The following is a 15823-nucleotide window of genomic DNA, read 5'->3' as shown; positions in this document are numbered from 1 at the left end:
TTTTTAAAGAGGATACCTACATTTACTAATTTATATCGCTTTACATTTTTCGGAAAGCCATAAAGCTTCCTCTGCAGTTAAATGAGGTTTTAATTGTTCGTATACCATTTCATTATAGGAGTTTAGCCATTCTATTTGCGTTGGCAATAACAATTCCTTCAGAACAAGCGTGGTATCAATGTAAGCCAGAGTTATTGTTTCAAACTGTAAAAACGTTCCAAATTCAGTGCTAACCGAAGGCACTGTAAGCACCAAATTCTCGATTCTCACCCCATGCTTTCCGGGCCTGTATATCCCCGGTTCAACAGAAGTAATCATTCCTGGTTCAACGGCAACGGCTGCATTTGAAGGACCAATATTTTGCGGACCTTCATGTACATTGAGGTAATACCCTACGCCATGCCCGGTTCCATGGCCATAGTTAATTCCTTGTTGCCACAATTGCTGGCGAACAATTCCATCAATCTGATAACCGCGTGTTCCCTGTGGAAATTTTGCATTTGAACCAAATATCATAGCTGATAAAACTAGGGTGTAATCGCGTCTCTCCTCTTCTGTAGTTGGCCCCAAAGGAACGGTTCGGGTAATATCGGTTGTGCCGTAAAAATAATGACCGCCGGAATCTAATAGAAAAAGTCCTTTTGCTTGTAGTTCTATATCGCTTTGTTCATTTGGGCAATAGTGCGGTAAAGCGGCGTGTGGCCCATAACCTGCAATGGATGCGAAACTTAAACCGGCAAAATTTTCACCCATCTCACGGTATGCCTTAATTTTTTCAGAAGCTGATATTTCGGTTATTTTTATTTTACCGATATGTTCTTCAAGCCATTTAAAAAAGCGTGTTAATGCAAGTCCGTCTTGAACCATCGAGCGCTTTGTATTTTTAATCTCCGTGCTATTCTTAATAGATTTTAAGTGCACAGAAGGATTGCTCAGGGAAACACATGCAACCGCTGAAGGTAACTGTTTAAAAAAGGCATAACAGGTTCGTTTTCCATCCAGCAATACGGTACATTTTTTTAAGCCTGCAATAGCTGCATGGATAGCATCATATGCTTTAATGGTTATCCCGCGTTCGGATACTATTTTAAAATCGGTGCTTGATAATTTAGATTCGTCCATATACAAAGTGGTGTCTGTATGGCTGATCAGGGCGTAACAAAGTACCACCGGGTTATAACTTACATCCATCCCTCTGATGTTAAAAAGCCAAGCCAAATCATCTAAACTGGACAGAACATGAACATCGGCTTTTTCTTGAAGCAATGCTGCTCTTACGTCTGCTAATTTCTGCGCAAAAGATTGTCCGCAATCTGCCTCAGGAAGCAATAAAACGGGTTCTTTTGGTAATTCAGGTCTATTTTCCCAAATGCTATCTAGTAAATCTAAATCTCTACATAAAATTTGTTTTGAAGCCAACCCGCTTTCAATTTCCTGTCCTAACAGCATAGACATTAGCTGATAATCAAATCCTATTTGAGAGCCTGTAGGAAGTTTTGCATCAAGCCATTCTATATACTCCGGCGTGTGTTGAACCTTCAATTTCACCAGTTCATATCCAGTACCGTTCAACTGTTCAGTAGCCTGTTCAAAGTAGCGGAAATCGGCCCAGAGGCCAGCAAAATCGGCTGTAATAACCAATGTTCCAGCAGAACCGGTAAAACCGGATGCAAACTCAATACATTTGTAGCGCTGAGGTACATATTCACTCATGTGTGGATCTGAAGAAGGAATAATGTATGCGACAATACCTTCTTCGACCATCTTTGCCCGAATGGCATTCAATTTATCCTGATAAGTCATTGTAAATTTAATAAGCGTTGTTTCTAATTTCTTCCACATCGGCAATATCAATCGCTAATGGCTTCCCTAATAATTGATAACCATTAGGGGTGATGACATAATTATTTTCGAGCCTTATGCCAGTAAAATCTTTAAATTTTTCTACTGCTGAATAATTGATAAAGGATTCAAAACGTTTCTCCGCCTTCCATAAATCAATCAATTCTGGAATCATATAAATTCCCGGCTCAACGGTCAGTACATAACCAGGCTCAAGCGCCTTTCCCAATCTTAGCGACTTTAACCCAAATAGCGACTTTTCCTTTTGCAAATGATCATCATAGCCTACATATTGCTCGCCTAAATCTTCCATATCGTGTACATCGAGCCCCATCATATGTCCGGTACCACATTGAAAGAAAAGTGCATGTGCACCGGCAGCAACCGCTTCGTCCACGTCTCCTTTCATTAGCCCCATTTCTTTCATTCCTACGGCAAGTGCCTTACAGGCTGTAAAATGAACATCTATGAATCGGCTTCCGGGTTTAAGTACCGCTTCTCCTTTCTTTAACGCTTCATGTACAATGCTATAAACTTCACGTTGACGGTTATCGAATTTTTTACCAACTGGAAAAGTTCTGGTTAAATCGCCGCAATATCCCAAGGCCGTTTCCATTCCAGAATCGTTTAATACCATTTGACCTTCGTGCATTACATTTCCATGAAAATGATTGTGTAAAATCTCGCCATGAATAGTCAAAATAATGGGATAGGCAATGTTTCCTCCAGTTCTAAGGGCTTCGCCATGAATTAACGCGGCAATTTCTTCTTCTTTCATTCCAGGCTTCGTTTTTTGCATGGCTAGCAAATGCATGTCGATGGAATGATTAACCGCTTTTTCTATTTCATCAATTTCTACTGTCGATTTTATCGCCCTTTGTGAAACAACTGCTTTTATAAACGCCACCGAAGCCAATTGGCTTAAGCTGTTGATATCAACATTCAGCAACTGGGCTAATTTAATTTTATTCGCAAAGCGATAAGGAGGTAAAAAATGAATGGTTTTATGTTGCGATTGAGCGGTGGAAAGGACATTACTGAGTTGATTTTTAGGATTTACTTTTTGAATGCCCACCAAACTTGCTTTATCCAAAAGCGTCTGCTGTCTGCCCATCCAAACAATGTCGTCAATACTCATTTCATCACCAAAAATAACCGCGCGATTTTCATCAATATCAATTAGAGCAGCTAAACCGGGATGCGAAATCCCAAAATAATATAAAAAAGTACTGTCTTGTCTAAAGTGATATGTGTTATCGGCATAATTCATCGGACTTTCTTCATTTCCAAAAAAAAGAAGTACACCTTTTTTCAATTTTCGAGCGAGTGCAGCTCTTCTTTCAACATAGACTTGCGTATTGAACATCCTTTATTTTATTTTAAATGAATAATAGATCCATCAAAAATAACATTTACCATAAATATGCGGTAGTTTTAAGCACGATAATTGGCAACTGGATAAGATATAGTAGCATAGAGTGAAAATAAGTAAAGAATGATCAAAGGATTTACCTCAACTTTATAAGATGCAGAAAACAGACGTTAAAATAAATGAATATCCTAAAAGTATTGGTTATATAATTGCCAACGAAGGAGCTGAGAGATTCAGCTTTTATGGAATGAGGTCGATTTTGGCCACATTTTTGGTTTTTCACTTCTTTAATCCTGGGTTAAATCCTGCATTACAAGCGACTGCCGAGGCCAAAGCAAATGAAACCACCCACTTTTTTGTATCGCTAGCGTATGCCTTACCTTTTATTGGAGGATTAATGGCTGATTGGTTCTTTGGAAAATATAAAGTGATTCTCTATGTATCTCTTGTGTATTGCTTTGGCCATTTATGTTTAGCCTTATTTGAGAACGACTTACAAAAATTCACCTACGGCTTAATTTTAATTGCCATTGGTGCCGGAGGGATAAAATCATGTGTTTCAGCAAATTTAGGTGATCAGTTCAGCGCGCATAATAAACACCTTATGTCGAAAGTATATGGCTGGTTTTATTTTAGCATTAATGCAGGTTCTGTTTTATCCACTATTTTGATCCCGCTTATTTACGATCGATTTGGACCAAAATGGGCATTTGGAATTCCAGGAATACTGATGGCTATTGCCACCATTGTGTTTTTTATGGGTAGAAAAACCTATGTAAACGTTCCGCCTTCTGGTGTAAACAAGAATAATTTTGTGTTTATTTCAGTGTATGCGCTCTTAAATTTCAAAGCCAAAAAGAAAAACGAATCCTTGTTGGATGTGGCTAAAGATAAGTTCGATCCTCAAAAAGTAGAAGATGTAAAGTCGGTTTACAATGTGTTGGCTGTATTTGCATTTATTCCAATTTTTTGGGCCTTGTGGGATCAAAATTTATCGGAATGGGTGTTGCAAGCGACCAAAATGGATAGGCATATTTTAGGTATAAATCTCCTTCCCGAACAAATTCAAACCGTTAATCCATTTTTTTTATTGGTTTTTATCCCCATTTTCAACTATTGGCTTTATCCTTTTTTAGATGCCAGAGGATTAAAAACAACTCCTTTAAGAAGAATTGGTGCTGGTTTAATTTTACTGGCGCTGTCTTTTGTAATTATTGCAGTTATTCAAACGCAAATTGATTTGGGTAAGCAGCCAAGTATTTGGTGGCAAATTCTGGCCTATGCAATTTTAGCCGCAGCAGAAGTGTTGGTATCCATTACCGGCTTGGAGTATGCCTATACACAAGCAAGTAAATCCATGAAAAGTACCATGATTGCCATTTGGTTACTAACCACCGCTCTTGGGAACTTATTTACTGCATTGGTAAATCGAAGTATAGCGAACGGTGGTTTCTTTGCTCAATTTAAAGGTGCCGATTACTATTGGTTCTTTATTGGGCTTTTATGTTTCTTTATTGTGGTATATCTTTTTGTTTCGCCACGAATTAAAGTACGTGAGATGGTGTTAGGCGCTCAAAACTAAAAAAAGTATCTTTTCAAGCATTCCATATTCAAATGATCAAAAACAATTTTCAGCTTTATTCTTCAGCAATGGCATTTGCTGCAAGCTTGGCTACAAGCAGCCTTTGTGCACAAGAAAAACCGACACCAAAAGCCTTGGTTTCTACCTTTGAGCAGTACATGATTACTACTCCACCCGACTCGTTGCATTACCCTAAATTTTATGAAAAATACACCGATGCTTTTGGCATTCCGGTCGTTTCATCGGCAAAAGTATCGAATACCGCTTTATTGGTTGCACGCGATGTAATCAATTATATGTTACTTAAACGCCCGGATATTCGCAGAACGATGATTGGCATGAAAGCGCGTTTGTCTATTATGGCTTGGACAGAAATGCAAACCGATTTACCGGAATACAGCGACTGGAAGAAACCTACTATCACTGATAAAAGACTCACACCAGCAGAAAGAGAAAACTACAACAAACCCGGAGGAATAGCCAGTATGACGGACAAAGGCTATTGGAATCAACGTGCCAGAGGAATGGGCGGTATTCAAACATCGTGTGCAGAAGAAAACATCTTAGGCATTCCGGGCACTAAATATTACGGTGAAAACATTTTGGTTCACGAATGGAGTCACAATGTGATGTCTGCTTTACGCCATGCCGACCCAGCGCTTTACAATCAAATTCAGGTAGCCTATGATGCCGCCAAAGAAAAAGGGCTTTATAAAGATCAATATGCGATTAACACCGTTGCAGAATATTGGGCAGAAGGAAGTCAGTGGTGGTTTTGGTCAAACTTTGAATTTATGGATGGAAGCACCCGCTTACAAAGCCCCGATGATTTAAAAGCCTACGACCCTGCTTTATACAACATTCTTGCTCAAGTGTATCCGGGGCACCACATTCCCGGAGATGTTTATTACGGAAAGAACATTCCCTACGGAAAGCGTTAAATACTAAAACTGGTTTAATGAGTAATTAAATCACTCATTAAACCAGTTCTTTGAAACTAAACTTACTGAAAACTAGCGTTTTTGAATCAGTTTAAAATTGCTAAAAGTACCATAACCAGCTGCATCGCCATAGGTAGCGTGATAGACACCAACCTGCAAACTATCCTTTTCCAAATCATCTCTTTGTATTGGGCTACCAGGAAGATTTTTCCAATCTCTACCATCCTTACTTCCTCTTAAAAAAAATGTATTCCCGATTTTCTGAATTTGTAAATACCTGTAAAAGTTCCAACCAGACATGTTGTTCGATTGTCTTCGACCGCGATTGTTTAAATTGGTCACAATGTTGCCCACCCCCCATCCTGGCATAATACCGTTTTGAACCAGCTTCGCATTTTGCTGGGCAGACTTTACCAAAATCCCCACTTCATTTGCACCATAGGCTTTTCTCTGTTTCAAGCCTATCATATCTTCTACCATTACTTCTGCTACGAAATCTCCTTTTACATTAAAATATGCAAAAGGTCCTGTAGTTGGCGAACCATCCCACAGCGTGTTGTGGGAAATCATTTTTAACACACCAGCCTGTTGCGATACGGTGTCTGCAGTCCCTGTAAAACCATCCCAGCACGTTCCTTGTAAAGCATCTTTAGTAACATGGGTAGATTGAGCCTGCCCCGATTGTTTTTTGATGACAAACAATGTGGTATCGGTACGCAGCTTAAAGGGTTCCGAAATTTCGGAAACATTCCCAAAATTATCCCTAACTTTTACGTTGTATGTATATTCGTTCTGTGGTAATACAGAAAAATCAATAAAATTAGCAGACCGACTCCAATTTGCAGCAAAACCTTCTTTGCTTCTACTAAATAAATATTCATACTGAGAACCCGGCAAGCTAGGCTTATTTGCCTCCATATACACCATGCTTGGTGAAATGGCCGTAGGAGTTAACGAAAAGGACGCAGGTGCGGTTTGTGTATTCAAGGTTTCTTTCCAAAAATTAAATTCCTCCAAAACGGCAGCACTGTCAAAACTCGAATTATAGACATAAATGGAAGATATGGCCGTATAGCTCCCCCCTTTTTTAATGTGTGCTATAAGCGTATTAGGCTCTATTTGTTTAGTATGCAAAACGGCTTTTTCGAGCTGTTTACCATTCACAAATACAGTCAACTTTCCTTCATTGTTCGAACAAATTACCTGCTGCCATTTTCCATCTCCCATAATTTCAATGGTTGGGTTGTTTGGTCCAAAAGATACTTTGGTTTTTGAACCTGCGGTTGATAGTAGGGAGAAGATGGCTGTAAACGATTTCGAAAATTGCTGGCTCTTCATTAGTTCATTGTCTAATAGAATTTCCCCGTCTTCATTTAGCAAAACGGCTATTTTACCTTGAACATCTTGTAGTTGTGCATTTCCTTTAGCAATTAATGTCTCCAAAGCGGTTCCTTCATTTCTCCAGCTTTCAACTTTGCCATCCTTCAGATTTTTAGCATCCGCATATAGCACCGTGTTTGTATTAATTCCTTTTAGATAACTTGTTTTAATCTCTTCTTCAGTAAGTGGAATATCGTATATTTTTAAGGAAGCCAAAGCGCCTGAGAAACCGCCAGTCCCATCTTCATTTCCACCGAGCAGAAAATTCTTTAGGTTATTCACGAAAAGCATTCTTCTTTCAGCTCTGTCTAATGTTCCATCTACATAAATACGTTCCATGGTTCCATCAAAAACGAAGGTGATAAGATGCCATTCATTGGCTTTTGGTAGGTTCTTATACCCCAAATCTGCCCAGCCTAAATGAGTGGTTGCTCCAGCAGCCTTTCCAGAACCATAACCAATGGCTACATTGCTTAAATTAACACCTCCCCTTTCTGTCCAGGATACAATTGTTTCTTCCTTATCAATATCAGGATTTAGCACCCACATACTAACACTGTAGCTACTGTTTCCCATTAAAGATTTCGGGCTTTCTTTAGACGATGTAAAACGTTCAGCCCCCGATAAAATCAAGGCTTTTTTACCTTCAATCATCGAAACCACGGGTTTATTTCCTCCATCTGCACTAAACACGCCACCTAATTTCCCGGTATTGGCAATGTTCGATACTACTGAACCAATCCTTAAACTATCTAATTTTAAGTCGACCAACAAACCTATGGATTCGAATGATTCTAATGATTCCCATTTTTTTACAACTGTGTTCGTCAAGGGTTTATAGGCATCATTATCAAATACTTTAATGTTCCAGATTGCTTTGTTTAAACCCGGATATTCGGTACGTAAAATGGTGGTCTTCAGGTAACGTGCTTTCACATTTCCATAATCAACCATCGGACTTCCGTGTTGGGTATTTTTGCTTTTATCGGCATACAGTTGCCAATTTTTACCATCCACTGAATATTCTATTTGATACTGATAATACCATGTAGCGTATTCAAATTGGGTATGTACACTTTTAATGGTTTGCTCTTTACCTAAGTCGAGGGTAATCCAAGCAGATCCGACATTATTTTTTGCTTTCCATAAAGTACCATTATTATCGTCAACGGCATATTCGGCTTTAAAATCTTGGTCGTACTCGGAAGAGGCAAGTACCTTCTTTCCAAGTGCTAAATTTACATGAGGATTTACATTTTTGGCTAAAAAGCCTACTCCGGTATGCGTGGGCACTAGCTTTAAAATAGCTCCATTCTCATCAAAGATTATTTTATCGGCAGCAACTTGTCTATGATATCCGCCATCGTTGTGCGGATTATTATGTCGATGATAAATTAGATAAAAATCATCTCCTTGTTGCAAAACGGATTGATGACCCGGGCCGTGAACAGTACCATCTACATTGGTTGCCAAAATAGGATTCTCCTTTGCATATTTAAAAGGCCCCATAGGGTTTGTAGCGGTTGCGTATTGCACGCGATACGTTCCGTCTTCGCAATAGCCAGATGAATACGTCAGGTAATAAATTCCCTTTCTTTTAAAAACAAAAGGCGCTTCAAAAAAATCCTTTGCATCCGTATTGGGGATCTGTGCCAATTTTGAAAACGATTTCATATCTGGGTTTAGCAAACCCACGCCACAACCGTGGTTTGGATAAATGCCCCAGGTACCGCAATACATATAATATTTACCGTCGTCATCCTTAAACGTTTGCCCATCAAGCGTAATTACATTGGGAACCATAAAGTTAGACACGATTGGTTTCCCTGGTGCTAACAAGGAAGTCCAAGGCCCTACCGGACTGGTTGAAGAGGCTCCAAAGATTTCTACTGGCTGACAGTAATAAAGATAGTACTTCCCATCAGGCCCTAAAGTTGCATCGGGTGCCCAATAATGATGCGTAGTTGGCCAGTTCATGTCTTGCATGGTCCAATTCACAAAATCTTTCGAAGTCCATACTTGCGAAGGACCAAAACCACCTCCATTCCCATCGGTAGTTGCGTAGATGTAATACGTATCGCCAAACTTTTTAACGGTTGGATCGGCGAAATATCCCGGAATAATTGGATTTCCTTGTCCTTTACTTACATGAGATTGTGCTTTGATGGCTTGAAATGAACAAACAAAAAGAAACAACAAGACACTTAAAATTTTATTACTGTTTTTCATATCTAAATATTTATCAATCACTTGGAAAATCCTGAAGCAATTGATCCGTTTTATGTACTTATTTTGTTAGGCTTAGCGTGTTTGCATTTGGAGCCTCCGCATTTAAAAGATTCTTGATAAAGAAATCTCTTTTTCTTCTTCGTCCATAAACGCCTCCATCGCTATGCCCCATACCCGGAATACTTAAAATATCAAAGTTTTTATTGGCTTTAATAAGTGCATCGGCAAGGCGATAAGTAGATTCTGGTGGAACATTTTCATCGGCTTCGCCTACAATTAAAAATAAATCTCCTTGAAGTTTTGCCGCGTTGGTAATATTGGATTGATCGGCATAATGTGGTCCCACGGGATATCCCATCCATTGTTCATTCCACCATTGTTTATCAATTCGATTATCGTGACAACCACAAGCCGAAACCGCAGCTTTATAAAACTCGGGATGAAAAAGCAATGCACCGGTAGAATTTTGTCCGCCGGCAGAAGTACCATACACCCCTACTTTGGTTGTATCGGCATTGGGATATTTTTTTGCCATGGCTTTCATCCATAAAATTCTATCTGAAAAACCCGCATCGGCCAGATTTTGCCAACAAACATCGTGGAAAGCTTTCGATCGGTTTGCCGTACCCATTCCATCTATTTGAACAACCACAAAACCTAATTCTGCCAAGCTCTGCATCTCACTCGCGGGAAGAAAACTCTTGGGTACAAAACTGTCTTGTGGTCCGGCATAAATATTTTCAATAATTGGATACGTTTTGTTTGTATCCATCGTCGACGGAAAGCACACAACGCCCCAAATATCGGTTTTACCATCTCTGCCCTTTGCTACAAACACTTCGGGTAATTTTACGCCAGTGCTCACAAATGCGGCTACGTTTCCTTCCTCAATTTTGCTGATCTCTTTGGCGGTAGCGGTTGTTTTTAATTTAGTTGTTGGCGCAATATTTACCTGCGAATAGGTATCGATGTAATGCTTACGATCTGGCGAAAAACTTACAGTGTGATTTCCAATTTCAGGGGTTAAATTAACCAAGCCTTTTCCATCAAAATTAATGCGATAGTAATGAATAAAATAAGGATCTTCTCCGGCATTCACTCCACTGGCACGAAACCAAATCTGACGTTTGGAAACATCTACACTATCGACCTCACGTACCACCCAATTTCCTTTGGTAATCAGTTGTTGTTTTCCGGTTAAGGCATTTACCAAATAAAGATGTTGCCAACCGTCTTGTTCGGTTGACCAAATAATTTCGTTTGTTTTAGACAAATAGTGCGTGTAAATTCGGCTCTCGTAAATAAAAGTCTTGGTCTTTTCGTCGATGATATTTCTAATTTTCCCCGTCTGCACATCCACTTCAATTACTCTAAAACGTTGGTGACCTCTATCTACTTTTTCGTAGGTAAAATAGCGGTTATCATTATTTCTCCAATGCAAGGGCTGAGGTCCAAAGAAATCCGTAGCTTCTACATCAACTTTGACAGCTGTTTTATTGGCAAGGTTGAATACATAAGGTTGATAACTGGTAAACTCGTCTCCCGGTTGGGCGTATTCACGCGACTTTAGCACGCCTCTTGTTGTACCCGGAACAGCGCTCAACACATAATGAACCTTTTTGGTTTCTTTGGGAAAGATTTTGTAGGCTACGATATTTTTGCCATCAGGCGACCATTGAAAATTGCCATATGCATGATCAGCAGATCCATCGGTCGTCAATACGGTCTCCGCTTTCGTATCTAAATTTACCACCGTTAAATTCCCCCCTTTAATCTGAATTTCGTTTTTGCCATCAGGCGATTGTGCATCTGAACGTATCCACGCCCAACGAGAGTGTTTCTGCTGCAAGGGGCGTCTGGCATTGTATTGAAATGAAATACTGTCTTGCGTGTTTGAAACCTGATAGGTACTAAGATTTACCTGAAGCCACTTTTTTTGAACCTTTAGTATCAGATTATGTTGATCTGTAAAGTATAAATTAGTGAATTGCAAACGCATCGGCATTTGCTTCTCTCCAGTAGCTTTCTCCAATGCTACGGCCAATTTATTGGCATCAAAAGCCGATGTACGTTTTCCTGATTTAACATCCACATACATATATTCCCAGTTTTTATTTGGCAAATTTTTCTTATACCAAAAAGCTGTTCCATCCTTTCTCCAAATGGGAAGAATCTCATTATTTGTTGGGATATTTCTTAATACGGTATCTAAGGTATTGGCGCGCTGATAGGCTTGCGTAATATCTGCAGCAGATGGCGCATACGGAACCATTTGTGCTTTTGCGTTTAGACAGCCTATTGCGAAAAAAGTAAAGAGGATTGTACGTGCACACAAGGAATTCATTTTCATCATGACTATTTTATACAGTAAAGATAGTGGATGCGAAAGTCAGAAATCCGTTGTATATTGATGTAAACAATTAATATTTTAACCGATGGTGCGCTCGCTCAATTCCAAATCAGCAGGTTGAGATTTATTTGCGCCTTTAATTAAATAATAAACCGGTATACCAATTAAAGTAATGATTAATCCCGGCCAGGTAAACTTTGGTTTAAAAATGATTAACAAGATGCAAAAAGCCAATCCCATGAGAATATAAATAATAGGCAATACTGGATAACCAAATGCTTTGTATGGACGATCGGCATTGGGCTGCTTTTTACGTAAAATGAAAATCCCGAAAATGGTTAGCATATAAAAACCTACCACAACAAAAGAAATCATGTCGAGTAAATCACCGTATTTACCACTTAAACACCATAAGCAGGCAAAAACACATTGAATCCAAAGACCTACTCCCGGCACTGCATTTTTATTTAATTTGGCCACTTGCTTAAAGAATAAGCCGTCTTTTCCCATCGAGTAATAAACTCTGGCGCCTGCCATAATTAGCCCATTATTACAACCAAAAGTTGATACCATTATCATGACAGCAATAATGATGGTTCCAGCGGTTCCAAAAATATGATTCGCAGCAGAAACGGCTACCCTATCTTTGTCGGCATAAGCCATATCATGGAGACTTAAAACGCCCGTATACATCACATTGGTAAGCAAATAAAGCACGGTAACAATGATCGTTCCTAGCGCTAAACTTAAACCAATATTACGTGCTGGATTTTTAATTTCTCCGGCAATGAACGTTACGTTATGCCAAGAGTCGCTACTGAAAATAGAACCGACCATGGCAGCGGCTATAGCACCCACCGCAGCTAACGTACCGTACGATGTAATGGATCCATTGGAAGCTAAAGAACCCAAGTCCCACATATTTTTCCAGTTAGAAGACCAAATATCTTTATCTAAAAAAAATAGTCCGAATACGATTAAACCAAAAAGACTTAGCAATTTGGCAATCGTGAAAATCGTTTGAATAGATTTACCCGCACTCACCCCTTTACTGTTAATAAAAGTAAGTAAAACAATTACGGCAATAGCCAATAACTGTGCTGGAGAAATGGTAATAAAACCTAGATTAACAGCGACTAAATCTTCACTAAAGGATGGTATTAAATACGCTGTAAACTTTGCAAAAGCAACACCGACTGCTGCAATTGTAGCGGTTTGAATGACGGTAAAAAAACTCCATCCATACAAAAAACTAATCAGCGGATTATACGCCTCTTTAAGATAAATGTATTGTCCGCCCGCCTTGGGAAACATACCACTCAGTTCGCCATAACTTAAAGCCGCTGTTAAAGTCATAAACCCGGTAATTAACCAAACCATCAATAACCATCCCGAACTGCCTACATTTCTAACGATGTCGGCGCTGACAATAAATATGCCTGAGCCAATCATACTTCCGGCAACCAACATGGTCGCATCCATTAATTTAAGTGATGGTTTGAAATGTTCCATTTCTGAAATGATTTTATTTTCTTATAAAAATTAATGACCAAAGGATTTCCAATCCAAAAAAAATTGGAGATACAGATACTTTACTGATTGATTTGGGTTATGTAGTGCGGATGGATAAACTAAACCTATCCCAAGTTTACATACAATAGGCATTACTGCCGTTTTTAAAACGAGAACAAATAGTTAAGCGCCTATATAACTTACTCGGCTTACGCTGTTATAAGAATCTAAATAGGCTCTTGGCGATTGTCCAATAATGCTTTTGAATACGCGATTAAAATTGGTAATACTATTAAAACCGGCTTTATAGGCAACTCCCGAAATACAATCTGTTTGTTCGCCTGAGATTAAGCTTTTACAAGCATCGTTTATTCGCACTTCATTTAGAAAAGATACAAAGGTATGGCCGGTATGCTTTTTGAAATATCTGCAAAAAGCTTGAGGAGTCATAAATGCAACATTTGCCACATCTTCTAAAGTTATTTGACTGTTGTAGTTTTCTGTGATATAGCCGATAATTTTACTCAATCGCATTCCTTCGTTCTCACTTACGTTTGATGAGTATAAATCAGAACATAATGGAATTACTTTATCGCCAATAGACTGAAGAGATACCATCAATTTAACAAAAGCAAACAATAAATCGGTACCTGCAGCTTCATGAACATCGAGCATTTTCGACAACACGTCTTTTGTTGAGCTCAAAGGGACTTTAAAACCATGTTTATTTTTCAGTAAAAATGAATTGGCAACCTTCATTTCGGGCAATGAAAAAAGTGGCCCAAGAGTACCAACAGAATTAAAATAAATGGAATAAGCGGCAATTGAACGTTCGCTTTTTGATTCGAAATACTCCGGATTGCTTTTGAACAAATGTGGAAGTTTAGCTCCAATTACAAATATATCACCCGCTCTAAATGCATGCATTTCACTGCCTGCAATCAGCGTTCCTTCTCCCCTTTCGATATACGTAATTTGCCATTCATCATGTCTATGTAAGTACTGATAAAAATAAGGCAACTCTACGTGCTCAGATATAACACTTTTATCATCAGGCACTAACATTGTAAACGGTAATACTTTCATGGGATTAAGTTTGGTTGTTGATTTGTTACATCCAATTTATAAATATTAACTCAAAAATCACTTAAAAAGATTAATTAGGTTAAAATACTGCTACTATTTGCCAATATTCAACAAAATTAGGCGAAACCGTAGTCTTCATTTCTTAGAACAAATTATCATTTCGATTAATAATTTCGCTCTGATGCCTTCAACGCACAAAAAAAAGGATGAAAAACCCTAAGATTAATCATCCTTTCTAAAAACACTACAATTTATTAAGGTATTCTTATTTATCTGCTGATTGAGAAGGCACTTATTTGCATTTCTGTTTTTTGCTCGGCCACAATTTGACTCACCAATAAACCGCTTGCTGGGCCTAAACTCAAACCCATCATACCGTGTCCGGTTGCAATAATTAAATTTTTAAGTTTTGCACTTCGGCCAATGTATGGCAAACCATCTGCAGAGGAAGGTCTAAATCCAAACCATATATTTTTTTCGTTTGGTACAGTTGGTTTCAAATCGGGGAAGTACTTTGGAACTGATTCAACAATTCCTTTTACACGTTGCATATTTACCCTTGCATTAATTTTATCGAGTTCCATGGTTCCTCCATACCGAATGCTGCCATTCATTGGCGTGATAGCCACTCTAGCCTCGCAAAGCAGGGCCGGAATTTTAAGACGCTGTAAAGGCTCCTCTTCCATAAAAGAATATCCCTTTCCGGGCATTAAAGTTATTTTATGATGAGCCATTTTTGCTACTGCTGGTGACCACGAACCAGTTGCTATAATGTATTGATCAGCTTCCCAAGCGGTATTCCCCGTAAAAACACGGATGATTTTATCGCCGTTTGACTCAATTTTATCTACTTCCTTTTCTCTAACAATCTCTACTCCGTTTTTTGTAAGATACTGAAGCAAGGCATTCATCAATTTGGTTGGATACAAATGAGCATCGCAACGGTAATGAACGGCTCCCAAAACATCTAAACTTAAATCAGGTTGCAAAGCTTTACATTCCTCGGGATTTAGCACAGCCATATCAAGGCCAAGGGAAATCGCTTTTTCGGCTAAATGCGCTTCCTCCTCACCAGCTTTTTCAGTTTTATAAAAAGCTAAAATTCCGTTCTTCGTAAACTCGAAATCAAAGTCGGGATCTTTTGCCAGATCTTCATATAATTTCTTGCTTAACAGCGATAAATCTCTGAGTGGCTCGGCAGACTGCGCTACATGTTTTTCGGTTGCATGGCGCATAAATGTCAATCCCCAATTTAACAAAGCAGGATTTAAAGAAGGTCGCACATAAAAAGGGCTTTTACTATTGAACATCCAGCGAATTCCCTGGCTAATCATGCCCGGTGCGGCCAAGGGAACAAAATGGCTGGGCACAATCATGCCCGCATTTCCAAAAGAGCAGTTATCTGTTATATCTCCTTTATCTATAACGGTAACCTTAAACCCTTTTTTTTGTAAATAATAGGCTGAACTTAAACCAACAATACCTGCTCCGATAATTAATATTCTAGACATATAATTTTCTATTCCTAA

At 38.9% G+C, this 15823-nt stretch carries 9 protein-coding genes; 2 read left to right on the top strand and 7 right to left on the bottom strand.

The window, feature by feature from the left end; all coding sequences use genetic code 11:
• Positions 1 to 30: 30 nt before the first annotated feature.
• Together ACJVDK_RS02565 and ACJVDK_RS02560 are read right to left on the bottom strand one after the other, a co-directional pair.
• On the bottom strand, positions 31 to 1842 hold the full coding sequence (locus ACJVDK_RS02565) for an aminopeptidase P family protein (RefSeq protein ID WP_443938721.1): 1812 nt from the start codon (positions 1840 to 1842) through the stop codon (positions 31 to 33).
• Positions 1811 to 3208 carry an aminopeptidase P family protein gene (locus ACJVDK_RS02560; protein ID WP_443938720.1) on the bottom strand — a complete coding sequence of 466 codons (1398 nt, stop codon included), beginning with the start codon at positions 3206 to 3208 and terminating at the stop codon, positions 1811 to 1813. The genes ACJVDK_RS02565 and ACJVDK_RS02560 overlap by 32 nt, the downstream gene beginning before the upstream one ends.
• Before the next feature lie 160 nt (positions 3209 to 3368).
• Here ACJVDK_RS02560 and ACJVDK_RS02555 point away from each other — a divergent pair, with 160 nt between their 5' ends.
• Positions 3369 to 4796: a POT family MFS transporter gene (locus ACJVDK_RS02555; RefSeq protein WP_443938719.1), complete on the top strand. Its 1428-nt coding sequence runs from the start codon at positions 3369 to 3371 to the stop codon at positions 4794 to 4796.
• A gap of 32 nt (positions 4797 to 4828) precedes the next feature.
• A complete protein-coding gene (locus ACJVDK_RS02550) occupies positions 4829 to 5737 on the top strand; it encodes a glycoside hydrolase (RefSeq protein WP_443938718.1) in 909 nt (302 codons plus the stop codon).
• Positions 5738 to 5809: 72 nt separating this feature from the next.
• Here the strand turns inward: ACJVDK_RS02550 and ACJVDK_RS02545 are convergent, their stop codons facing one another.
• The 5 genes from ACJVDK_RS02545 to ACJVDK_RS02525 form a co-directional block, all read right to left on the bottom strand.
• Positions 5810 to 9346, bottom strand: coding sequence for a family 43 glycosylhydrolase (locus ACJVDK_RS02545; RefSeq protein WP_443938717.1), 3537 nt, complete (start codon positions 9344 to 9346; stop codon positions 5810 to 5812).
• A 58-nt stretch (positions 9347 to 9404) separates the two neighbouring features.
• Complete coding sequence (locus ACJVDK_RS02540) at positions 9405 to 11696, bottom strand: prolyl oligopeptidase family serine peptidase (protein ID WP_443938716.1); 2292 nt, start codon at positions 11694 to 11696, stop codon at positions 9405 to 9407.
• A 78-nt stretch (positions 11697 to 11774) separates the two neighbouring features.
• Positions 11775 to 13208 carry an APC family permease gene (locus tag ACJVDK_RS02535; RefSeq protein WP_443938715.1) on the bottom strand — a complete coding sequence of 478 codons (1434 nt, stop codon included), beginning with the start codon at positions 13206 to 13208 and terminating at the stop codon, positions 11775 to 11777.
• 183 nt (positions 13209 to 13391) lie between these two features.
• A complete protein-coding gene (locus ACJVDK_RS02530) occupies positions 13392 to 14294 on the bottom strand; it encodes an AraC family transcriptional regulator (protein WP_443938714.1) in 903 nt (300 codons plus the stop codon).
• A 269-nt stretch (positions 14295 to 14563) separates the two neighbouring features.
• The gene (locus ACJVDK_RS02525; protein ID WP_443938713.1) at positions 14564 to 15805 is read right to left on the bottom strand and encodes an NAD(P)/FAD-dependent oxidoreductase; all 1242 of its coding nucleotides are present in this window, start codon (positions 15803 to 15805) and stop codon (positions 14564 to 14566) included.
• Positions 15806 to 15823 lie beyond the last annotated feature (18 nt).

Source organism: Pedobacter paludisoli (assembly GCF_052344095.1).
Taxonomy (GTDB): domain Bacteria; phylum Bacteroidota; class Bacteroidia; order Sphingobacteriales; family Sphingobacteriaceae; genus Pedobacter.
This window is presented reverse-complemented; position numbering and strand designations above follow the sequence as displayed.

Bases quoted from the DNA above. Each gene is read 5' to 3' on its own strand.
- ACJVDK_RS02565 (WP_443938721.1), bottom strand. From the start codon at position 1,842: ATGTGGAAGAAATTAGAAACAACGCTTATTAAATTTACAATGACTTAT.
- ACJVDK_RS02540 (WP_443938716.1), bottom strand. From the start codon at position 11,696: ATGAAAATGAATTCCTTGTGTGCACGTACAATCCTCTTTACTTTTTTC.
- ACJVDK_RS02550 (WP_443938718.1), top strand. From the start codon at position 4,829: ATGATCAAAAACAATTTTCAGCTTTATTCTTCAGCAATGGCATTTGCT.
- ACJVDK_RS02525 (WP_443938713.1), bottom strand. From the start codon at position 15,805: ATGTCTAGAATATTAATTATCGGAGCAGGTATTGTTGGTTTAAGTTCA.
- ACJVDK_RS02535 (WP_443938715.1), bottom strand. From the start codon at position 13,208: ATGGAACATTTCAAACCATCACTTAAATTAATGGATGCGACCATGTTG.
- ACJVDK_RS02530 (WP_443938714.1), bottom strand. From the start codon at position 14,294: ATGAAAGTATTACCGTTTACAATGTTAGTGCCTGATGATAAAAGTGTT.
- ACJVDK_RS02545 (WP_443938717.1), bottom strand. From the start codon at position 9,346: ATGAAAAACAGTAATAAAATTTTAAGTGTCTTGTTGTTTCTTTTTGTT.
- ACJVDK_RS02555 (WP_443938719.1), top strand. From the start codon at position 3,369: ATGCAGAAAACAGACGTTAAAATAAATGAATATCCTAAAAGTATTGGT.
- ACJVDK_RS02560 (WP_443938720.1), bottom strand. From the start codon at position 3,208: ATGTTCAATACGCAAGTCTATGTTGAAAGAAGAGCTGCACTCGCTCGA.